The sequence below is a fragment of the Isoptericola jiangsuensis genome, assembly GCF_048320105.1.
GTDB lineage: Bacteria > Actinomycetota > Actinomycetes > Actinomycetales > Cellulomonadaceae > Isoptericola > Isoptericola jiangsuensis_A.
The window spans coordinates 927,281-946,018 of record NZ_CP182942.1 but is presented as its reverse complement, the minus strand read 5'-3'; the positions used below and the strand labels follow the sequence as shown (position 1 = coordinate 946,018).

Sequence of the window (18,738 nt, the reverse complement as noted above, 5' to 3'; positions counted from 1 at the left end):
TGTGGGGTGGAGGGGTGGTGCAGGGACGTCACCGGAAGTGGCAGGCGTTCACGTGGACGCCGTCACGACCGGTGAGGACGGGGACCTCCGAGGTGCAGCGGGACTGCTGCGACTCGTCGAGGGTCTGGTAGAGGGGACAGCGGCTGACGAAGGCGCAGCCGGTGATCGTGTCGGTCGGGCTCGGCAGGTCGCCGGTGAGCACGATGTGCTCGCGGCCGCGCTCCTTGGCCGGGTCCGGGATGGGGATCGCGGACAGCAGCGCCCGGGTGTAGGGGTGCTGCGGGTCGTCGAACACGGCGTCGACCTCCCCGTGCTCCACGAAGCTCCCCAGGTACATGACGGCCACACGGTCGGCGATGTGCCGGACGACGGACAGGTCGTGAGCGACGAACAGGTAGGACAGACCCAGGCGTACCTTGAGCTCGTCCAGCAGGTTGATGACCCCGGCCTGCACCGACACGTCCAGCGCGGACACGGGTTCGTCGAGGACCACGAGCCGGGGGTTCGTGGCGAGCGCTCGGGCGATCCCGATGCGCTGGCGCTGCCCGCCGGAGAACGCGGCCGGGAAGCGGTCGCTGTGGGCGGGGTTCAGCCCCACGAGGTCCATGAGCTCGTCGACCCGGGTGCCGACCACGTCGGAGGACGTCCCGACGGCGCGCATCGGTTCCGCGATGACGTCGAAGACGGTCATGCGCGGGTCGAGCGAGCCCACGGGGTCCTGGAAGACGATCTGGACGTCGCGGCGCAGGGTCCGCTCGGCGCGGGGCGTGCTGATGGTGTTGACGTCGGTCCCGCCGATCCGGATGGATCCGTCGTCCTGCGGGGCGAAGTCCATGATCTGCAGCAGGGTCGTGGTCTTGCCCGAGCCGGACTCGCCCACGATCGCCATCGTCTCGCCCTCGCGGATGTCGAAGCTGACGCCCTTGACGGCGTGCACCTCCCCGACCTTCCGCTTGAGGAACGCGCCCTTGGTCAGCGGGAACGACTTGGTCAGGTTCTCGACCTCGAGCGTGGCCGTGCGCTGCTCGCGCGGGACCGTCTCCAGCGCCGAGACCGGCACCTCGGGGACCGGGTAGACGGGTGCGCCGTCGATGAACCCGTCACGGATCTCGTCGCTGCGGATGCAGGCGGCCAGGTGGTCGGGCCGCTCCCCGACGGCGACGAGCTCGGGCTCGGCGGCGCGGCACTTGTCGATCGCGATCGGGCAGCGGTCCGCGAACGGGCAGGCGTCCGGGAGGTCGACGAGCAGGGGAGGAGTGCCCGTGATCGGGACCAGCGGCGTCTTCTCGGTCTTGTCGACCCGAGGGATCGCGCCGAGCAGGCCGATCGTGTACGGCATGCGGGTGTGGGCGAAGAGCTCCTCGACCGGGGCCTGCTCGATGGGTCGCCCGGCGTACATGACCAGCACGTCGTCGGCGATGTTCGCGACCACGCCCATGTCGTGCGTGATCATCATGACCGCCGCGCCGGTCTCGCGCTGGGCCGTCTTGATGAGGTCCAGGATCTGCGCCTGGATGGTGACGTCGAGCGCCGTCGTCGGCTCGTCCGCGATGATCAGCTGCGGGTCGTTCGCCATCGCGATGGCGATCACCACGCGCTGGCGCATGCCGCCGGAGAACTCGTGCGGGAACGAGCGCACCCGCTCCTGGGGGCGGGGGATGCCGACGAGCTTGAGCAGCTCGACGGCCCGGTCCTGCGCCGCCCGTCGGGAGAGCTTCGGGTCGTGGATCGTCAGCGCCTCGACGATCTGGTCGCCCACGGTGAACACCGGTGTGAGAGAGGTGAGCGGGTCCTGGAAGATCATCGCGATGCCGTTGCCACGGATCCTGGACATCTGCGCGTCGGTCTTGCCGAGGAGCTCGTCGCCCTGGAAGGTGATCGACCCGTCGATGCGCGCGTTGTCGTCGAGCAGGCCCATCACGGCCAGCGACGTCACCGACTTCCCGGAGCCGGACTCGCCGACGATCCCGAGGGTGCGTCCCGGCTGGAGGTCGAACGAGACCCCGCGGACGGCGTCGACCCGGCCGGCTTCCGAGGGGAAGCTGACGGTGAGGTCACGGACGGAGAGCAGAGGGCTGGTCATGCGTGGCCTCCCGCGGCGGAGGTGGGGTCGAGGGCGTCGCGCAGACCGTCGGCGATGAGCGCCATGGAGACGGTCAGCAGGGTCAGCGCGGCGGCGGGGAAGTAGAACATCCACGGCGCGCTGGAGATGCTCGAGGCGCCGATGCCGATGAGGGAACCGAGCGAGACGTCGGGCAGCTTCACACCGAAGCCGAGGAACGACAGGCCGGTCTCGGCCATGACGGCACCGACGACGCCCAGGGTGAAGTTGATGACGAGCAGCGACCCGATGTTGGGGATCATGTGGCGTACGACGATGCGCAGGCCGGGGACGCCCATGTAGCGCGCGGCGTGGATGAACTCGCGCTCGCGCAGCGACAGGGAGAGCGTCCAGATGGTGCGGGCCTGGAAGAACCAGCTCACCAGGATGAGGACACCGGCGATGACCCTCCAGTCGCCGCCCGAGTCGTTCGACATCATGGCGAGCAGCAGGAACGTGGGCGTCACCATCAGGAAGTGGATGACGAACAGCGAGACGCGCTCGACGCGCCCGCCGAAGTAGGCCGCCGCGGTCCCGACGAGGGCCGACAGGATCGTGGTGCCGACCGCGACCACGACCGCGATGAGCAGCGAGCGCTGCAGACCGACCACGACCATGGCGTACAGGTCGTTGCCCGAGTTGTTCGTGCCGAACCAGTGGTCAGGGCTCGGCGGGTCGGACAGCGCGAGGAAGTCGAGCTCGACGTGGTCGTACTTGGCGAAGAACGAGCCGAACAGCGCGAAGGTGACGAGCAGGGCGAAGATGACGACGCCCACGAGCGCGGGGCGGTTGCGGGCGAACCGGCGGCTGTACAGCCGCCACTTCGACAGGCGCTTGCGCTCGCCGGGGGTGGCTCCACGGCCGGCGGGTTGTCGCCCGACTCGAGCGGGTCGATCATGGAGGACTTGTCGGTTGCCATGTCAGCTCACCCGCACTCGGGGGTCGAGGACGACGACCGCGATGTCGGCGAGGATCGCGCCGAACGCGGTCATGACCGCGCCGAACGCCGCGACCGCGACGACGCCGTGGATGTCGTTCTGGGAGATCGTCTCGATGAAGTACTGGCCCATGCCGTTCCAGGCGAAGATCGACTCCGTCAGCACCGCGCCCGTGAAGATCGCGGGGATCGAGAAGGCGACCTGGGTGGTCACCGGGATGAGCGAGGTGCGCAGGGCGTGCTTGCGGATGGCCTGCGCCTTGGTCAGCCCCTTGGCGCGTGCCATGCGCACGAAGTCGGACTTGATCGTGTCCAGCAGCAGGGTGCGCTGCAGGAAGTGGTACTGGGCGTAGCCGACCAGGACGAGCGCGATGGTGGGCAGCGCGAGGTGCTGGATCGTGTCGATCAAGGTGGGGAAGAACCCGGTCACCCCGGGGCTCGACGCGCCGGTGACGTAGAAGACGGTGGTGCCGACGGCCCCGTTGAACGCGATGGCCAGCAGCACGAGCCCCAGCGCTGCGACGACGATCGGGATGTTCATCGTGATGATCGAGGTGCCCAGGGCGATGCGGTCACCCAGCTTGTACTGACGCGAGGCGCTGTAGACGCCCAGCGCGATGCCGATCACGGTGAGCAGGATCGTGGCACCGAGCATGAGCTCCGCGGAGATCCACATCCGGTAGGCGACCTGGTCGTTGACGGACTGTCCGGTGGGGCTGACCCCCCAGTCCCAGTGGAAGACGATCCCGCTGAACCACGACCACCAGCGTTCGAGGAGGGGAACGCCGTCATAGAGCCCGCGCGGCTCGAGGAGGGCGTCGATCTGGGTCTCGCTCAGCGGCGGACGACGTCCCACGTAGTTGCTGCGGGGGTCGAGGTAGGCCCAGGCGAGGAAGTACGTCAGGTTGATGACGGCCACGACCATGAGCAACCAACCGGCAGAGCGGCGGAGCAGGTATCTGATCAAGGGTGGGGGGCTTTCGTTCGGACCTTGTCGGTTTCGCGAGGCTACTACGCGTCGATCGACCCCCTTGACCGTCCGATGACACCGATCTCGGATCGTTACGATTTCGTGGCCGCGACGAACAGAGCCGGCAACGTGCTCGTATCGGTCGCGCAACGTCCTCGCGACGGCCCTCCAGGGCCGTCCTTCGTGACCGTCCCTGTGACCTGCGCCGAGAGGTCAGCGCACGCCGAGGACGAACGGGTGCACCGCCGTGGCACCGGCCTCGCGCAGGAGCCGAGCAGCGACGGTCAGGGTCCATCCGGACTCGGTCCAGTCGTCCACCAGCAGCACGGCACGGCCCGGAAGCCCGGCGAGCGCCGCGTCGGGGAGCTCGAGGCGCAGACGCCGGGCGACGCCCGCCAGTCGCTGTGCCGAGTTCACGTCGTGACGGTCGGGCTGCTCGCGGCCCTGGACGGGACCCACCGCACCGATCAGCGGGACGCCCAGGTAGGAGGCCAGGCCGTTCGCCAGGTGATAGGTGAGGCGAGGCCGGGTCACCGACCGCACCGCCACCACTCCCTGCACCCGGAGGGCGCCCGCCTCCTCGCCGTCGGCCACCTCGTCACGCAGCGCCGCCCAGTCGTCGAGGACGCGGGCGGCCGCGCTCCGCAGCGCGACGGGCGTCTCCTGGTCGGGCGACGACGGGGCGAACAGGTCGCGCACGGGTCCGGACCAGCCGAGGCCGTCGAACCGCGCGACGGCACGGCCGGGCTCGGCCCTCTCGCCGTCACCGATCTTGCCCTTGAGCTCCAGGCCGAGCGTCGCCAGCCCGGAGGGCCACATCTTGCGGGGCTCGACCTCCACCCCGGGCCGGTCCATCTCGGACCGGGCCTCCGCGACGCTCTCGTGGGACGGCGGGGGCGGCAGCGCGACGCCGCCGCAGCGGTCGCACCGACCGCACGTCCAACCGTCGGCCAGAGCGGGGTCGTCGAGCTGCGCCCGCAGGTACCGCATCCGGCAGCCGTCGGTGGCGACATAGCCGCGCATCGCCTGCTGCTCGGTGCGCCGCGTCGCCTCCACGCGCTCGTAGCGGGCGGCGTCGTAGCTCCACGGCACGCCGGTGGAGACCCAGCCGCCCTGGACACGACGCACCGCGCCGTCGACGTCGAGCACCTTGAGCATCGTCTCCAGACGCGAGCGCTTGAGGTCGACGTGCGTCTCGAGCGCTGCCGTCGACATCGTCGCGCCCGTATCGGCCAGCGCCGACAGGGTCGCGCGCACCTGTTCCTCGGCCGGGAACGCCTGGGAGGCGAACCACTCCCAGATCGCGGCGTCCTCCTGGCCGGGGAGGAGGACGACGACGGCGGAGTCGACGCCACGGCCGGCGCGGCCGACCTGCTGGTAGTACGCGATGGGTGACGACGGAGCGCCGAGGTGCACGACGAAGGCCAGGTCGGGCTTGTCGAAGCCCATGCCCAGCGCCGACGTGGCCACGAGCGCCTTGACCCGGTTGGCCTTGAGGTCCTCCTCGAGCTGTTCACGCTGGGTCGGGTCCGTGCGACCCGTGTACGCGGCGACGGCCAGACCGGCGGTGCGCAGCTGGGAGGCGACCTCCTCGGCGGCCGAGACCGTCAGGCAGTAGACGATGCCGGACCCGTCGATCTCCTGGAGGGCCTCGACCAGCCATGCCACGCGGGTGGGCTGGTCCGGCAGCTCGAGGACGGCCAGGTGCAGCGACTCCCGGTCCAGGGCACCCCGCAGGACCAGGACGTCGTCGTTGCTCGCGAGGTCCGCGGCCGTGGGTGTGCCGGTCGCGCCGCGCAGCGCGAGCTGCTCGGCGACGTCGCGCGTGACGCGCTCGTTGGCCGTCGCCGTGGTCGCCAGCACGGGGATGCCCGGCGGCAGGTCGGCGAGCAGCGTGCGGATCCGCCGGTAGTCGGGACGGAAGTCGTGGCCCCAGTCGGAGATGCAGTGCGCCTCGTCGACGACGACGAGTCCTGCGTCGGCCGCGAGCCGGGGCAGCACCTCGTCGCGGAAGGCGGGGTTGTTGAGTCGTTCGGGGGAGCACAGCAGCACGTCCACCTCGCCGGCGGAGATCTGGGCGTGCACCTGGTCCCACTCGGTGACGTTCGAGGAGTTGATCGTCACCGCACGGATCCCCGCCCGGGCGGCGGCGGCCACCTGGTCGCGCATCAGGGCGAGCAGGGGGGACACGATGACCGTCGGGCCGGCACCCCGCGATCGCAGCAGGCTGGTGGCCACGAAGTACACGGCCGACTTGCCCCAGCCGGTGCGCTGCACCACCAGGGCGCGGCGGTGGAAGGCGACGAGGGCCTCGATGGCGGTCCACTGGTCGTCGCGGAGCTCGGCGTCCTCGCGGCCGACCAGCGCACGCAGCGCGACACCCGCCTGCTCGCGCAACGTGCCGCCCTCACCGCCCGCGGTGTCCATCAGGCCGCGCAGCATCGCGAGCTTCGCGCGCTTGGCGGCCTCGGCGCGCTCCGTGCCGGCGCCGTCGCTCGCGGCGGGGTGCGACGTCGCAGGTCCCGTCGGTCCCGCGCCCGCCGGCCCTGCGCCCGCCGGTCCCGCGTGCGGCCCGACCGGGACGTCGTCCGGCGGGGGCGCCACGTCGTCGTCCGGAGGGACGTCCGCGTCGGTCCAGGTGGGCACGAGGTCCGCGTACGGGTCGTCGGAAGAGGTCACCCTGCGATCGTAGGGGCAGGGCACGACACCCGTCGGCGCCCGTCCACAGGTCAGCGCGACTGCTCGCGCAGCAGCGCCGCGGTGGCGGCCACCACGGCGAGCACCTCGGCCGTCGCCGCGATCCACACCGTCTCGCCCGTGAACCTGCTCGTCACGCCGAGAAACCCGACGGTCGTCGAGGCGACGAAGGCGAGCAGGGTCGCCGCCCCGAGCCCGACGGCCCCGACCAGGGGCAGCCAGTGCCGCCACGTGACCAGCAGCACCGCGAGCACGAGACCGGCCACGGAGTTCAGCAGGAACAGCCCGCCCACCCACGGGATGTCGCGATAGCCACCGAACCACTCCACCAGGTGGACCGCCGCGGAGGCGAGGACCCCGAGCGCGGCCATCGACCGCCACACCCACGCCGGGCGCGGCGCGTGCACGGCTGGCACCTGTCCGGTCCGAGCGTCCATGATGGACATGCTGCCACCGCAGTCCGAGACTCGTCCGCCGAGGAGCCCCCGCATGACCGAACCCGTCGTGACCGACCGTGCCCTGATCGACACCCTCCGGCCCGACGCGTTCCGGTCCGACGACGCCCGGGCCGACGCCTTCCTGCCGGGCGACGCCCGGCTCGGCGACGCCGGTGCCGGCACTGCCCGGTCCGGTGACGCGGTGAGCGTCGCCCAGGGCTGCTGCACCCGCCGCCAGGTGCTCCGTGGCGTGACGATCACGGCCGGGACGCTCGCCTCCGCGACGGCGCTCGCTGCCTGCGCCGAGGGCTCGGGTCCCAACGGTTCGGCCGCGGAGGCGTCCTCGGCGTCCGGGGAGGTCGTCGTCGCGCTCGCGGACGTCCCCGTCGGCGGCGCGGTGAGCGCGCAGGTGGCCGGTGCCGACGTGCTGGTGACCCAGCCGGTCGAGGGCGAGGTGCACGTCTTCAGCGCTGTGTGCACCCACCAGGGCTGCGCCGTCGTCCCCGGCGAGGGGGTGCTGGAGTGCCCGTGCCACCGGTCGGTCTTCTCGCTGACGGACGCCTCCGTGCAGTCCGGGCCGGCGCCCGAGCCGCTGGGCGAGGTGCCGGTCGAGATCTCGGACGGCGACGTGGTCGTCGCCTGACGGTGCGGCGCCCTTCACCTGGGGCGTCGGTCACGCGAGCCTGCTTGGCATGACCATGTCCCGGGGCAACCCCGTGCCGGACGACGCGGTGCCCGAGGATGCCGTGCCCGAGGATGCCGGGCGGCCGGACGACGACGTCCCACCGGTCCGCCCGAGGTGGCGTCGGCTGCCGACGTGGGCCGTGCTGGTGGTCTCCGCCACGGCCTGGGTCGTGGTCGGTTTCGGCGTCGACCTGCTGGACCTGCTGACAGGGGCGGACCGCTCGATGCCCACGTCGATCTCTCGGGTGTCCGCCGACGCTCTCGTCGGCGGAGCCGCCGGTGGGCTCGTCGCCGCGCTGGGCGCGCGCCGCGTGCCGGCGGCGTTCGCCGCGGCCGCCGGGCCGCTCCTGGCCGCCCTGGTCATCGCGTTCCTCGGGGCTCCCGCGCTGGGGTTCACGTCGCCGTCGGCCGGTGTCGCCCTGGTCCTGGAACGCGCGCCCCTCATCGCCACGGTGCCGGGCCTGGCCTGCGGTCTGCTCGCGGCCCTCGGGCCGACGGTGCTGCGCGCCACGGCGCTCGTCGTGCCGATCGTGCTCGTGCAGGGCATGAGCCCGCTGCTGGTCCCCGACCTGCTGGTCACCACCGGCGACTACCGGCTCGTGCGGGTCGCCACGAACGTCCACCTGTTCCTCACGGCGGCGCTGCTGGGGGTCGCGCTGGGCTGCAGCGTCACCCGCCGCTGGTGGACCTACGCGATGTGGATCGTCCCGCTCGCCCTGGTGCCCGTGGCCACCGCCCTGCGCATCGGCGTGGGCACCGCGGGCGACCTGATCAGGCCGGGCGCCTCCTTCCTGGCGGACGACCCGTTCGAGCTCGTGCGGGTCGCCGGCGAGTACACCCGGGCCGCGCTGTCCGTGGGCGCCGCGCCACCGTGGCCGTGGTTCGTGAGCGCGGTCGCCGTGGGTGCGCTGGTGGCCTGGTGGCGACGACGACCGACCGGTTCACGACGGACCGGTTCACGGACGCCGGACCCCGGCGCCGGCCACAGTTCGTAGACTGGGGCGGTGACCACCCCCGACGCTCCGGCGCTGCCGCTGCGCCCCGAGCTCGCCGACGAGGTGCCCTACGGCGCACCTCAGCTCGACGTGCCCGTGCTGCTCAACGTCAACGAGAACCCGTACCCGCCGTCCGACGAGGTCGTGGCGACGATCGCCGCGCACGTCGCCGACGCCGCCCGGCGGCTCAACCGCTACCCGGACCGCGACTTCCCGGCGCTGCGCGCGGACCTGGCGGACTACCTCGCCCTCGAGTCGGGCGTGCACCTCGGTGCGGAGCAGATCTGGGCGGCGAACGGGTCGAACGAGGTCATGCTCCACCTGCTGCAGGCGTTCGGTGGCCCGGGACGCACGGCCCTGTCGTTCGCGCCCACCTACTCGATGTATCCCGAGTACGCGCGTGACACCCACACCCGCTGGGTCGTCGGCCGCCGCGCCGAGGACTTCACGGTGGACCCGGAGCACGCCGTGGCGACCATCGAGGCGGAGCGGCCGTCGGTCGTCCTGCTGGCCAGCCCGAACAACCCCACGGGCACGGCGCTTCCGCAGGCCACCGTCGAGGCCGTGCTCGAGGCCGCTGCCCGGATCCCGGCCGTGGTCGTGGTCGACGAGGCGTACGCCGAGTTCCGGCGCGCAGGCACACCCTCCGCGCTCGAGCTGCTGGACCGCCACCCCCACCTGGCCGTGACCCGCACCATGTCCAAGGCGTTCGCGGCCGCCGGTCTGCGCCTGGGATACCTCGCCGCGTCCGGGGCCCTGGTGGACGCGCTGCGCGTCGTCCGCCTGCCGTACCACCTGTCCGCCGTCACGCAGGCGACCGCGCGGGCCGCGCTGGCCCACCGCGACTCGTTGCTCGCCCAGGTCGCGGACCTGCGTGCGCAGCGGGACGACCTCGTGGCATGGTTGCGGCAGCAGGTGGTGGCAGGACGGCCCCTGAGGGTGGCCGACACCGACGCGAACTTCGTGCTCTTCGGCACGTTCGCCGACCGGCACGCCGTCTGGCAGGGCCTGCTCGACCGTGGCGTCCTCATCCGGGAGACCGGACCCGAGGGCTGGTTGCGGGTCTCGGTGGGAACGCCTGCCGAGACGGCAGCGTTCAAGGACGCGTTGACCGACGTCATCGTCGAACAGGAGCAGTGATGACAGGGCGTACCGCACGCATCGAACGCACCACCAGCGAGTCCAGCGTGGTCGTCGAGCTCGACCTCGACGGCACGGGCCGCACCGACGTCTCCACGTCCGTTCCGTTCTACGACCACATGCTCACCGCGCTCGGCAAGCACTCGCTCGTCGACCTGACGGTGCGGGCCACGGGTGACACGCACATCGACGCCCACCACACCGTCGAGGACACCGCGATCGTGCTGGGCCAGGCGCTCAAGCAGGCCCTCGGAGACAAGGCGGGCATCGCCCGGTTCGGCGACGCGCTCGTGCCGCTGGACGAGGCGCTCGCCCAGGCCGTCGTCGACGTGTCCGGCCGGCCCTACCTGGTGCACACCGGCGAGCCGCCCGGCCAGGAGTACCACCTCATCGGCGGGCACTTCACGGGATCGTTGACCCGGCACGTGCTGGAGTCCCTCGCCCACCACGCCGACATCTGCCTCCACGTGCGCGTGCTCGCGGGCCGCGACCCGCACCACGTCGTCGAGGCACAGTTCAAGGCCCTGGCGCGCGCGCTGCGGGCCGCCGTAGCCCTCGACCCCCGCGTCGACGGCATCCCGTCCACGAAGGGTGCACTGTGACCGCTGCGCCTGGTCAGCCCGACCAGCCCGAGCTCCCCGACGTCCCGGAGCTCCCCGAGGACTTCGAGGTTCCCGACGACCTCTCGTCCCTCGGCGGGACACCGGACCCGGCCCTCGCCGCACTGATCACGCAGGTCGCCGACGCCGAGGCGCTCGCCGCCGCGTGCTCGCTGGCCGGCATCGAGATCGACGCCGTCCCCACGCCCGTCGGCGCGCTCGCCATCCTGCGCGACCGCTCGGGCGAGGCGCCGCAGCGTGCCGCGGCCGCTATCTCCCAGGTGGTCAAGGCAGTGCCCTTGATCCTGGTCACCCGCCAGGGCGAGCAGCTCACCTGCCACCGGTACCTGGACGGTGCGGACGAGGGCAAGCTCCCCCGGGCCTGGTGCTGGGTGGTGCGCCCGACGCGCTGGAGGACCTGCTGACCGGCCACCTCACGCTCGACGACCTCCCCGGTGTGGTGACGTCGGCCGGGATCGGCCGACTCAAGGCGGTGCGGATGCTGTCCGCGGTGTCGCGCAAGGCCCGGAAGAAGAAGTGATGGCGGCGTCCGACGTCCCCGAGCTCCTGCCCGACGGCGGCGCCGCCGCCGACCTGAACCCCCGGCCCGTCGCGACGCCTCGCGTCGACGGCCGCCCGCGCGTCGTCGTGCTCGACTACGGCTTCGGCAACGTCCGCTCCGCGGTGCGCGCCCTCGAGCGTGTGGGCGCCGACGTCGAGCTGACGGCCGACCGGCAGGCCGCCTCCGAGGCCGACGGCCTCGTCGTGCCCGGTGTCGGGGCGTTCGCCGCCTGCATGGACGGGCTGCGGGCGGTCCGCGGCGACCAGGTCGTCGACCGTCGCCTCGCCGGAGGGCGACCCGTGCTGGGCATCTGCGTGGGCATGCAGGTGATGTTCGACGCCGGGGTCGAGCACGGCGTGCGCGCCGACGGCCTGGGCGAGTGGCGCGGCGTCGTCGACCACCTCGACGCCCCCGTCGTGCCCCACATGGGATGGTCGACGGTCGACGCCGCGCAGGGCAGCACGCTGTTCGCCGGCGTCGAGGACGAGCGCTTCTACTTCGTGCACTCCTACGCCGCGCAGACCTTCACCCAGGGGCACGACGACGCGGCCGACCCGCGCTACGTGCCGCCGCGCGTCACCTGGTCCGACCACGGACCCCAGGGGTCGGCGGTGCGCTTCGTCGCGGCCGTCGAGGACGGCCCGCTGGCCGCCACGCAGTTCCACCCCGAGAAGTCCGGCGACGCCGGAGCCACCCTGCTCGAGAACTGGGTCCGCTCGCTCTGAGCGCCCCCGCCCGAACCGACTGGAGACTCGATCCATGACCGAACGCCTCGTGCTGCTGCCCGCCGTCGACGTCGCCGACGGCCAGGCCGTCCGCCTCGTCCAGGGGGAGGCCGGGTCCGAGACCTCCTACGGCGAGCCCCTGGCGGCCGCGCTCGACTGGCAGGCGGGCGGGGCGGAGTGGATCCACCTCGTCGACCTCGACGCGGCCTTCGGGCGTGGCACCAACGCCGACCTGCTCGCGCGCGTCGTGGCGGAGCTCGACGTGCAGGTCGAGCTCTCCGGGGGCATCCGGGACGACGCCTCGCTCGAGCGGGCGCTGGGCACGGGTGCCCGCCGGGTCAACATCGGCACCGCGGCGCTCGAGGACCCCGAGTGGACCGCCCGCGTCATCGCCGAGCACGGCGACGCCGTCGCCGTCGGCCTCGACGTGCGGGGCACCACGCTGGCCGCTCGGGGCTGGACCCAGGAGGGCGGTGACCTGTGGGAGGTGCTGGCCCGCCTGGACGACGCCGGTTGTGCCCGCTACGTGGTCACGGACGTCACCAAGGACGGCACGCTGCGCGGTCCCAACGTCGAGCTCCTGCGCCAGGTCGCGGAGCGCACGCCGGCCAAGGTCGTCGCCTCCGGCGGCATCTCCTCCCTCGCCGACCTGGAGGTCCTGCGGGCCCTGGTGCCGGACGGCGTGGAGGGAGCCGTCGTCGGCAAGGCGCTGTACGCAGGGGCGTTCACCCTGCCCGAGGCCCTCGACGTGGCGGGACGCCCGTGAAGGACATCCAGCCCACCAGCCAGTTCGCCGGGGACGACGGCGCCGCCGACGCCGAGCTCGTCCGCCTGCTCGAGGGGCTGCGGGCGGGGACGACACCGCTGCGCGACGTCGTGCACCGCCTCGCCGCGACCCGGGTGCTCGTGCCGGTCCTCGCCGAGGTCGAGGCTTCCGCCACGGTGGAGCACGACGGGACCGAGCTCCAGGTCGACAAGGAGGCGTCCGCGGGCGTCGTCGCGCTCGAGGCGCCGGACGGTCGTCGTGCGCTGCCGATCTTCAGCTCGGTGGCGGCCATGACGGCGTGGCGTGCCCACGCCCGTCCCGTGCCGGTCGAGGCCGCCCGGGCGGCGCTCTCCGCCGTCGCCGAGAAGTGGTCGCTGCTGGTGCTCGACCCGGCGGGCCCGGTGACCGTGCTCGTCCCACGGCCCGCGGTGTGGGCGCTCGCGCAGGGCCATCCGTGGGTCCCGGCGCTGACGCCCACCGCGGACGGGCTCGTCGTCGACGACGAGGTGGCCCGCGCGGTGGCCGACGCGGCCGCCCCGGTCCAGCACGTCGTGCGGGCGCACGCCGAGCCGGGCCGCAAGGCGGAGGTCGCCGTGGTGCTGGCGCTCGACCCCGGCCTGGACCGGGCGGGGCTGGACACCGTGCTCGGGCAGGTCAACGCCCGCCTGGCCGCCGCGAAGGTCGTCGCCGACCGTGTGGACTCGCTCGAGCTGCGCATCGGCGCCGCGCGCTGACCGTGGCCGCGCGCCGACCGTGGCCGCGCGCCGAGTCGGTCAGCAGGGCGGCAGGTCGGTGAACGCCGCGCCGTCGTCGAGCAGCGCGCGCAGGGTCGACGCCGGCACCACGAGCGAGCGACCGTCGGTGGTCTTGGCGTAGACGACGCCGATGACGCGACCCTGCTCGTCGAGCGCGGCCGACCCCGACGACCCCGGCTCCACCGGCGCGTCCGTGATGAGCACCTCGCCGAGGTTCTCGTTCAACGGGTCCGTCGTGGAGCCGATGACCTCGCCGTCGGTGACGGTCAGCTCCCCGCCGGACGGGTAGCCCACGACCGTGACGCGGTCGCCCTGGCGCGGGTCGGACTCGGCGATCTGCGGGGAGGAGGGCAAGGGGTCCTCGGTCCTGACGACGGCGAGGTCGGCCAGCGACGCGGCGCTCGCCGTGGCGACGTCGATGTCACGGCCGTCGTAGGTGTTGACCTCGAGCGTCTCGGAACCGGCCACGACGTGCCGGTTCGTGATCAGGGTGTGCTCGTCGATGGCGAACCCCGACCCGGTCGACAGGTTCTCGCAGCCGACGTTGCGGACGCGGACGGCCATGCGCTGGACGGCGTCGAAGCCGTCGGGGGAGAGCTGCTCGGAGTGCTCGGCGCCGAGCGAAGGGCTCACCGGGCTGGGGGCGATGTCGGCCGGCACGGGCGGGGGCATCTCGGGCAGCACCCCGCAGGACGTGGTGAGGACCGCCCCCGCGGCCGCGAGCCCCACGACTGCCCGCCGGGTGCGGCGGCTCACTGGGTCAGCTCCTGCTGGAGCTGGTCGTTGGCGTCGACGGCCTCGTCGCAGAGGGCCTGGACGTCGCCGGCGAAGCGCTCGAGGTCGGCCGGGTCGTAGGCCTCGGGCTCCTCGAGGTAGCCGATGAGCTCGGCCTGCGAGCGGATGCACTGGCCGAGCGCGGTCGCCACGGCGCCCGCGGCCTCGCTGACGCGTCGTTGGTAGTCGAGGTACTGCTGGCTCACGACGTTCTCGTCGCCGAGCTGTGCCTTCTCGTCGGCGAGCTCGGTGATGCGGGACGTCGCCGTGCGGAGCTGGTCGCGGGCGCCCACCAGCTCGGCCGACACGCCGTCCAGCTCGGTCCGGAGCGAGGCGGCCTGGCCGGCCTGCTCGCGGGCCTGCGTCTCCCACTGGGCGGCGTGCTCCTGCCACGCGGTCGTGGTGCGCCACAGGTGGACCGACGTGACGGTCGTGAGCACGAGGAGGACGGCGAGCACGACCACGGCCGCCGTGGTGCCTCGTCCGGTCCGGCGGCGCTCCGGGCTGCCGGCGGCGTCGGACCCTGCCGGCGTCGTCGGCGGTTCCCAGGGCGCGGAGGTCATGTCAGACGACGGAGCCCGTGTACTTCTCGCCAGGGCCCTCGCCGGGGGCGTCGGGCACGAAGGACGCCTCGCGGAAGGCGAGCTGGAGCGTCTTGAGCCCGTCCCGCAGGGAGCGGGCGTGCTGGTTGCCGAGGTCGGGCGCGGAGGCGGTGACCAGGGCGGCGAGGGCGGTGATCAGCTTGCGGGCCTCGTCGAGGTCGAGGTGCGAGCCCTCGTCGGCGTCCTCGGCGAGCCCGCACTTGACGGCGGCGGCGCTCATGAGGTGGACGGCGGCGGTCGTGATGACCTCGACGGCGGCGACGTCGGCGATGTCGCGGGTCGCGGCGGCGGGGTCGTTCCCGGTGCTGGAGCTCATGGGACCATCTTGGCACCTCGGTGCGGCGTCGCGGCAGGGTCGGCGGCGTGACGTGACGTACCCGACGGGGAGACGCACCGGGCGGGGTGACGTACCGCCGGACGGCGCGGCCTCCCGGTCGACGTGACGTACGAGACACGCTCCACCTCGGACCGTGCGGACCTGCTCCGCCGCGGTCGTGCTAGCCTTATGAGCTGACCGACCCGACCGACCGCCTGACGGCTTTCGGCCGGGTGTCGCAAGTGGAGATCATCCCACCCGAGTTCCGACTGGTGCACGCACCGACAGGATCCGGGTCCGGTCGGACGGCGTCGCTCGCCGTCCTGCTCGTGTCGTGGCCGTGTGCCGTGGCGCGTCCGGATCATCGTGGCCTCCACCTGTCTCTCAGGTCGGGGGCCTTTCCCGTTCCTGGCGGTCCTGACGACGAGTTCCTAGGAGCATCACCATCAGCGAGCCTCGCATCAACGACCGGATCCGTGTTCCCGAGGTCCGGCTCATCGGCCCGGGCGGGGAACAGGTCGGCGTGGTCGCCACAGGCGTCGCCCTGAAGCTTGCCCAGGACGCCGACCTCGACCTGGTCGAGGTCGCTCCCGACGCGCGACCCCCGGTCGCCAAGCTCATGGACTTCGGCAAGTTCAAGTACGAGTCGGACATGAAGGCGCGCGAGGCGCGCCGCAAGCAGGCGAACACCCTGCTCAAGGAGATCCGGTTCCGCCTCAAGATCGACCCGCACGACTACGAGACCAAGAAGGGCCACGTCGTGCGCTTCCTCTCGGCGGGCGACAAGGTCAAGGTCATGATCATGTTCCGCGGTCGCGAGCAGTCCCGCCCCGAGATGGGCGTGCGGCTCCTGCAGCGGCTCGCGGACGACGTCGCGGAGCTCGGCTTCGTGGAGTCGATGCCCAAGCAGGACGGGCGCAACATGACCATGGTGCTCGGCCCCGTGAAGAAGAAGGCCGACGCCAAGGTGGAGCAGCGCAAGCGCTCGGCCGAGGTCAACGCACAGCGCAAGACCAAGTCCGAGGTCAAGGCCGAGGCCCGCGCCCAGGCCGGCCAGAGCGACGAGCCGCAGGAGCCGGTGGTCGAGACGCCGAGCGAGCCGGTGGCCCAGCCCGCGAAGCAGGAGACGCCGAGCGAGCCGGTGGCCCAGCCCGCGAAGCAGGAGACGCCGAGCGAGCCCGCGAAGCAGGAGGCACGCAGCGAGCCTGCGAAGCAGGAGGCGCCGAGCACACCCGCGAAGCAGAAGGTGCCGAGCGAGCCGGCGAAGCCGAAGGCCGCCGCCGCTCCGGCACCGCGGCCGCGCACGCCGCGTCCGGCGCCGCAACCCGGGCCCCGCACGAGCTGAGAGCACGCCAGACCATCTGACACCGGGACGGCCCACCGGCCCTGGTCAGCACCACGTCCCCGCCCGACCGGGCGGGTGACCGACACGAGGAGAGACGGCAGTCATGCCGAAGAACAAGACGCACTCCGGCGCCAAGAAGCGCTTCCGGGTCACCGGCAAGGGGAAGGTCATGCGCGAGCAGGCCAACCGCCGGCACCTGCTCGAGCACAAGTCGACCCGTCGCACCCGCCGCCTGGCGCTCGACCAGGAGGTCGCGCCGTCGGACGTCAAGAAGATCAAGAAGCTGCTCGGCAAGTGAGTCCCGCCGGTGACCTCGGTCACCGGGACCCCCTTCCGACCCGAACTGCAAGGAGCATCACGTGGCACGCGTGAAGCGGGCGGTCAACGCCCACAAGAAGCGCCGTACGACCCTCGAGCGCGCCAGCGGTTACCGCGGCCAGCGTTCGCGTCTCTACCGCAAGGCCAAGGAGCAGGTCACCCACTCCTTCGTCTACTCGTACCGCGACCGCAAGACGAAGAAGGGCGACTTCCGCAAGCTGTGGATCCAGCGCATCAACGCTGCTTCCCGCGCGCAGGGTCTGACCTACAACCGTCTGGTCCAGGGCCTCAAGGCCGCCGGTGTCGAGGTCGACCGTCGCATGCTCGCCGAGCTCGCGGTCAACGACATCGCCGCGTTCAACGCGCTGGTGCAGGTCGCGAAGGACGCCCTCCCCGAGGACGTCAACGCCCCGAAGGCCGCCTGAGCCTCGCGCACCCGGACGCCCGGACACCCCTGACCTCGATGCAGCGCATCCCCGACGTCACGCTCGCCAACCCGCGGGCTGACCGGGTCAAACAGGTCAGGGCGCTGTCCGGGCGTTCTGCACGCGCCAAGCACTCCCAGTTCCTCGTCGAGGGACCGCAGGGTGTCCGCGAGGCGGTGCGGCACGCGACGGACGACGTCCGTGACGTCTACCTGACCGAGGCCGCCGCCGCCCGGTACGACGAGATCCTGGACGACGCGCTCGATCAGGGGCTCCGCGTCCACGTCGGCGCGCCCGAGGTGCTGGATGCCATGAGCGCCGACGCCCAGGGTGTCCTCGCCGTCGTGCGGTCGCGGTCGTGGCCGCTGGACGACGTCCTGACGACGCTGGCGTCATCCCGCCGGGACGCGGCGCGCCCGCTGCTGGTCGCCGTCCTCGCCACCGTGCGCGACCCCGGCAACGCAGGCACGGTGATCCGTGCCGCCGACGCCTCCGGTGCCGACCTGGTGGTCCTGGCCGGGGAGAGCGTGGACGTCCACAACCCCAAGGTCGTGCGGTCCACCGCCGGGTCGCTGTTCCACCTGCCGGTCGCCACCGGTCCGTCGCTGCCGGAGACGGTGGCGGCGATGCGGCGAGCGGGCTGCACGGTGCTGGCGGCCGACGGCGCGGGAGACCACGATCTCGACGACCTGCTCGACGTCGTCGGAGCGCAGGGCCGGCCTGCCGGGGTCCCCGACCTGGCGGCCTCCACCGCCTGGGTGCTCGGCAACGAGGCGTGGGGGCTGCACGAGGCGGACCGCGCACTCGCGGACGCCGTCGTGCGGGTCCCGATCCGGGGGAGGGCGGAGTCGCTCAACCTCGCCACAGCCGCCACGGTCTGCCTCTACGCGTCCTCGCGCGCACAGCGCTGACGACGTGTCGCCCACGGCCGTAGCATCGTCGCCGTGCGACTCTTCACCGCGGTCTATCCGTCCACCGAGGCCCTGGCACATCTCGACCTGGCGCTGAGCGGCGTCGGTGCCGACGTCCTCGGCCCGGGTCTGCGGCGGGTGCCGCCGTCCCAGCGGCACGTCACGCTCGTCTTCCACGGCGAGGTGTCCGACGGCGCGGTGGACGACTACGTCGAGGACCTCACCTCCGCGCTGCAGGACGTCGGACCCTTCGACCTCGAGGCCGCCGGCTGCGGTTCGTTCGGCGGCCGCACGCTGTGGATCGGGCTGGGGGGCGGGGTCGACCGGCTGCGCGAGCTCTCCCACCGGGTCGCGCGCACCGCGGAGGACGCGGGGGTGGCCGGAGCGGAGCGTTCCGGCGGTCGCCCCCACCTGACCGTCGCGCGCGCGTCGTCGTCGCTCGTGGGTGCCGACCGTGCCCGCGCCCGCCGCGCACGACGTCGCGGCGAGGCGGACCAGGAGGGTCCGGCGTCGCCGTTCGGCGCCTGGGCGCGCGCCCTGTCCGTCTACCGCGGGCCCGCGTTCACCGTCACCGAGGTGCGGGTGGTCGCCTCGCGTCTCGGTGCCGGTCCCGCAGGCGGCCCCGCGCACGACGAGGTCGCCGTCGTCCCGCTGGGCGGCCTCCGCTGACGGCGTGCCG

At 72.8% G+C, this 18,738-nt stretch carries 22 protein-coding genes; 14 read left to right on the top strand and 8 right to left on the bottom strand.

Features of this window, described 5'->3' with window-relative positions; genetic code table 11:
- Window positions 1–28: 28 nt before the first annotated feature.
- From ACNHYB_RS04490 to ACNHYB_RS04470, 5 genes are all read right to left on the bottom strand, one after another.
- Window positions 29–2,083 carry a dipeptide ABC transporter ATP-binding protein gene (locus ACNHYB_RS04490; RefSeq protein ID WP_418277188.1) on the bottom strand — a complete coding sequence of 685 codons (2,055 nt, stop codon included), beginning with the start codon at window positions 2,081–2,083 and terminating at the stop codon, window positions 29–31.
- Window positions 2,080–2,877 carry an ABC transporter permease gene (locus ACNHYB_RS04485; RefSeq protein WP_418277187.1) on the bottom strand — a complete coding sequence of 266 codons (798 nt, stop codon included), beginning with the start codon at window positions 2,875–2,877 and terminating at the stop codon, window positions 2,080–2,082. Before ACNHYB_RS04485 ends, ACNHYB_RS04490 begins: the two co-directional genes overlap by 4 nt.
- Window positions 2,878–3,021: 144 nt before the next feature.
- Window positions 3,022–3,963 (bottom strand): ABC transporter permease, encoded by a 942-nt coding sequence (locus tag ACNHYB_RS04480; protein WP_418277186.1) that lies wholly within the window; start codon window positions 3,961–3,963, stop codon window positions 3,022–3,024.
- Window positions 3,964–4,221: 258 nt separating this feature from the next.
- Window positions 4,222–6,450 (bottom strand): RecQ family ATP-dependent DNA helicase, encoded by a 2,229-nt coding sequence (locus ACNHYB_RS04475; protein WP_418277992.1) that lies wholly within the window; start codon window positions 6,448–6,450, stop codon window positions 4,222–4,224.
- A 287-nt stretch (window positions 6,451–6,737) separates the two neighbouring features.
- The gene (locus tag ACNHYB_RS04470) at window positions 6,738–7,142 is read right to left on the bottom strand and encodes a hypothetical protein (RefSeq protein ID WP_418277185.1); all 405 of its coding nucleotides are present in this window, start codon (window positions 7,140–7,142) and stop codon (window positions 6,738–6,740) included.
- A 52-nt stretch (window positions 7,143–7,194) separates the two neighbouring features.
- Between ACNHYB_RS04470 and ACNHYB_RS04465 the strand changes: the two genes are divergently transcribed.
- The 9 genes from ACNHYB_RS04465 to ACNHYB_RS04425 are packed head-to-tail and all read left to right on the top strand — an operon-like array spanning window position 7,195 to window position 13,347.
- Window positions 7,195–7,785, top strand: coding sequence for a Rieske (2Fe-2S) protein (locus ACNHYB_RS04465; protein WP_418277184.1), 591 nt, complete (start codon window positions 7,195–7,197; stop codon window positions 7,783–7,785).
- Between the two features lie 49 nt (window positions 7,786–7,834).
- Window positions 7,835–8,821 (top strand): hypothetical protein, encoded by a 987-nt coding sequence (locus ACNHYB_RS04460; protein ID WP_418277182.1) that lies wholly within the window; start codon window positions 7,835–7,837, stop codon window positions 8,819–8,821.
- A gap of 9 nt (window positions 8,822–8,830) precedes the next feature.
- The gene (locus ACNHYB_RS04455) at window positions 8,831–9,961 is read left to right on the top strand and encodes a histidinol-phosphate transaminase (protein WP_418277181.1); all 1,131 of its coding nucleotides are present in this window, start codon (window positions 8,831–8,833) and stop codon (window positions 9,959–9,961) included.
- Window positions 9,961–10,563, top strand: a complete 603-nt coding sequence (gene hisB / locus ACNHYB_RS04450) for an imidazoleglycerol-phosphate dehydratase HisB (RefSeq protein WP_418277179.1) — start codon at window positions 9,961–9,963, stop codon at window positions 10,561–10,563. The genes ACNHYB_RS04455 and hisB overlap by 1 nt, the downstream gene beginning before the upstream one ends.
- Window positions 10,560–10,985, top strand: a complete 426-nt coding sequence (locus ACNHYB_RS04445; protein WP_418277178.1) for a hypothetical protein — start codon at window positions 10,560–10,562, stop codon at window positions 10,983–10,985. Before hisB ends, ACNHYB_RS04445 begins: the two co-directional genes overlap by 4 nt.
- Window positions 10,946–11,101 (top strand): hypothetical protein, encoded by a 156-nt coding sequence (locus tag ACNHYB_RS04440; protein WP_418277177.1) that lies wholly within the window; start codon window positions 10,946–10,948, stop codon window positions 11,099–11,101. Before ACNHYB_RS04445 ends, ACNHYB_RS04440 begins: the two co-directional genes overlap by 40 nt.
- Window positions 11,101–11,847 (top strand): imidazole glycerol phosphate synthase subunit HisH, encoded by a 747-nt coding sequence (gene hisH, locus ACNHYB_RS04435; protein ID WP_418277176.1) that lies wholly within the window; start codon window positions 11,101–11,103, stop codon window positions 11,845–11,847. Before ACNHYB_RS04440 ends, hisH begins: the two co-directional genes overlap by 1 nt.
- Window positions 11,848–11,881: 34 nt before the next feature.
- A complete protein-coding gene (gene priA / locus ACNHYB_RS04430; RefSeq protein ID WP_418277175.1) occupies window positions 11,882–12,613 on the top strand; it encodes a bifunctional 1-(5-phosphoribosyl)-5-((5-phosphoribosylamino)methylideneamino)imidazole-4-carboxamide isomerase/phosphoribosylanthranilate isomerase PriA in 732 nt (243 codons plus the stop codon).
- Window positions 12,610–13,347, top strand: coding sequence for an SseB family protein (locus tag ACNHYB_RS04425; RefSeq protein WP_418277174.1), 738 nt, complete (start codon window positions 12,610–12,612; stop codon window positions 13,345–13,347). The genes priA and ACNHYB_RS04425 overlap by 4 nt, the downstream gene beginning before the upstream one ends.
- 39 nt (window positions 13,348–13,386) lie before the next feature.
- Here ACNHYB_RS04425 and ACNHYB_RS04420 read toward each other — a convergent pair whose 3' ends face one another.
- From ACNHYB_RS04420 to ACNHYB_RS04410, 3 genes are read right to left on the bottom strand one after another with little or no spacing between them, the layout of a single operon-like run.
- Window positions 13,387–14,124 carry a S1C family serine protease gene (locus tag ACNHYB_RS04420; RefSeq protein ID WP_418277172.1) on the bottom strand — a complete coding sequence of 246 codons (738 nt, stop codon included), beginning with the start codon at window positions 14,122–14,124 and terminating at the stop codon, window positions 13,387–13,389.
- Window positions 14,121–14,705 carry a hypothetical protein gene (locus ACNHYB_RS04415; RefSeq protein WP_418277171.1) on the bottom strand — a complete coding sequence of 195 codons (585 nt, stop codon included), beginning with the start codon at window positions 14,703–14,705 and terminating at the stop codon, window positions 14,121–14,123. Before ACNHYB_RS04415 ends, ACNHYB_RS04420 begins: the two co-directional genes overlap by 4 nt.
- Before the next feature lies 1 nt (window position 14,706).
- Window positions 14,707–15,060 (bottom strand): DUF1844 domain-containing protein, encoded by a 354-nt coding sequence (locus ACNHYB_RS04410; protein WP_418277170.1) that lies wholly within the window; start codon window positions 15,058–15,060, stop codon window positions 14,707–14,709.
- A 439-nt stretch (window positions 15,061–15,499) separates the two neighbouring features.
- Here ACNHYB_RS04410 and infC point away from each other — a divergent pair, with 439 nt between their 5' ends.
- The 5 genes from infC (at window position 15,500) to thpR (ending at window position 18,728) form a co-directional block, all read left to right on the top strand.
- Complete coding sequence (infC, locus tag ACNHYB_RS04405) at window positions 15,500–16,405, top strand: translation initiation factor IF-3 (RefSeq protein ID WP_418277991.1); 906 nt, start codon at window positions 15,500–15,502, stop codon at window positions 16,403–16,405.
- Window positions 16,406–16,508: 103 nt separating this feature from the next.
- A complete protein-coding gene (gene rpmI / locus ACNHYB_RS04400) occupies window positions 16,509–16,703 on the top strand; it encodes a 50S ribosomal protein L35 (protein ID WP_418277169.1) in 195 nt (64 codons plus the stop codon).
- A gap of 61 nt (window positions 16,704–16,764) precedes the next feature.
- Window positions 16,765–17,148, top strand: coding sequence for a 50S ribosomal protein L20 (gene rplT, locus ACNHYB_RS04395; RefSeq protein ID WP_418277168.1), 384 nt, complete (start codon window positions 16,765–16,767; stop codon window positions 17,146–17,148).
- A 38-nt stretch (window positions 17,149–17,186) separates the two neighbouring features.
- Window positions 17,187–18,059, top strand: coding sequence for a TrmH family RNA methyltransferase (locus ACNHYB_RS04390; RefSeq protein WP_418277167.1), 873 nt, complete (start codon window positions 17,187–17,189; stop codon window positions 18,057–18,059).
- Window positions 18,060–18,092: 33 nt separating this feature from the next.
- Window positions 18,093–18,728: an RNA 2',3'-cyclic phosphodiesterase gene (gene thpR / locus ACNHYB_RS04385; RefSeq protein ID WP_418277166.1), complete on the top strand. Its 636-nt coding sequence runs from the start codon at window positions 18,093–18,095 to the stop codon at window positions 18,726–18,728.
- Window positions 18,729–18,738 lie beyond the last annotated feature (10 nt).

What these genes read in the sequence shown, in the direction of transcription:
- ACNHYB_RS04490 (WP_418277188.1), bottom strand. Translation starts at nt 2,083, where the DNA reads ATGACCAGCCCTCTGCTCTCCGTCCGTGACCTCACCGTCAGCTTCCCC.
- ACNHYB_RS04480 (WP_418277186.1), bottom strand. Translation starts at nt 3,963, where the DNA reads ATGGTCGTGGCCGTCATCAACCTGACGTACTTCCTCGCCTGGGCCTAC.
- ACNHYB_RS04475 (WP_418277992.1), bottom strand. Translation starts at nt 6,450, where the DNA reads ATGCTGCGCGGCCTGATGGACACCGCGGGCGGTGAGGGCGGCACGTTG.
- ACNHYB_RS04470 (WP_418277185.1), bottom strand. Translation starts at nt 7,142, where the DNA reads ATGGACGCTCGGACCGGACAGGTGCCAGCCGTGCACGCGCCGCGCCCG.
- ACNHYB_RS04465 (WP_418277184.1), top strand. Translation starts at nt 7,195, where the DNA reads ATGACCGAACCCGTCGTGACCGACCGTGCCCTGATCGACACCCTCCGG.
- ACNHYB_RS04460 (WP_418277182.1), top strand. Translation starts at nt 7,835, where the DNA reads ATGACCATGTCCCGGGGCAACCCCGTGCCGGACGACGCGGTGCCCGAG.
- hisB (WP_418277179.1), top strand. Translation starts at nt 9,961, where the DNA reads ATGACAGGGCGTACCGCACGCATCGAACGCACCACCAGCGAGTCCAGC.
- hisH (WP_418277176.1), top strand. Translation starts at nt 11,101, where the DNA reads ATGGCGGCGTCCGACGTCCCCGAGCTCCTGCCCGACGGCGGCGCCGCC.
- priA (WP_418277175.1), top strand. Translation starts at nt 11,882, where the DNA reads ATGACCGAACGCCTCGTGCTGCTGCCCGCCGTCGACGTCGCCGACGGC.
- ACNHYB_RS04415 (WP_418277171.1), bottom strand. Translation starts at nt 14,705, where the DNA reads ATGACCTCCGCGCCCTGGGAACCGCCGACGACGCCGGCAGGGTCCGAC.
- ACNHYB_RS04410 (WP_418277170.1), bottom strand. Translation starts at nt 15,060, where the DNA reads ATGAGCTCCAGCACCGGGAACGACCCCGCCGCCGCGACCCGCGACATC.
- rpmI (WP_418277169.1), top strand. Translation starts at nt 16,509, where the DNA reads ATGCCGAAGAACAAGACGCACTCCGGCGCCAAGAAGCGCTTCCGGGTC.
- ACNHYB_RS04390 (WP_418277167.1), top strand. Translation starts at nt 17,187, where the DNA reads ATGCAGCGCATCCCCGACGTCACGCTCGCCAACCCGCGGGCTGACCGG.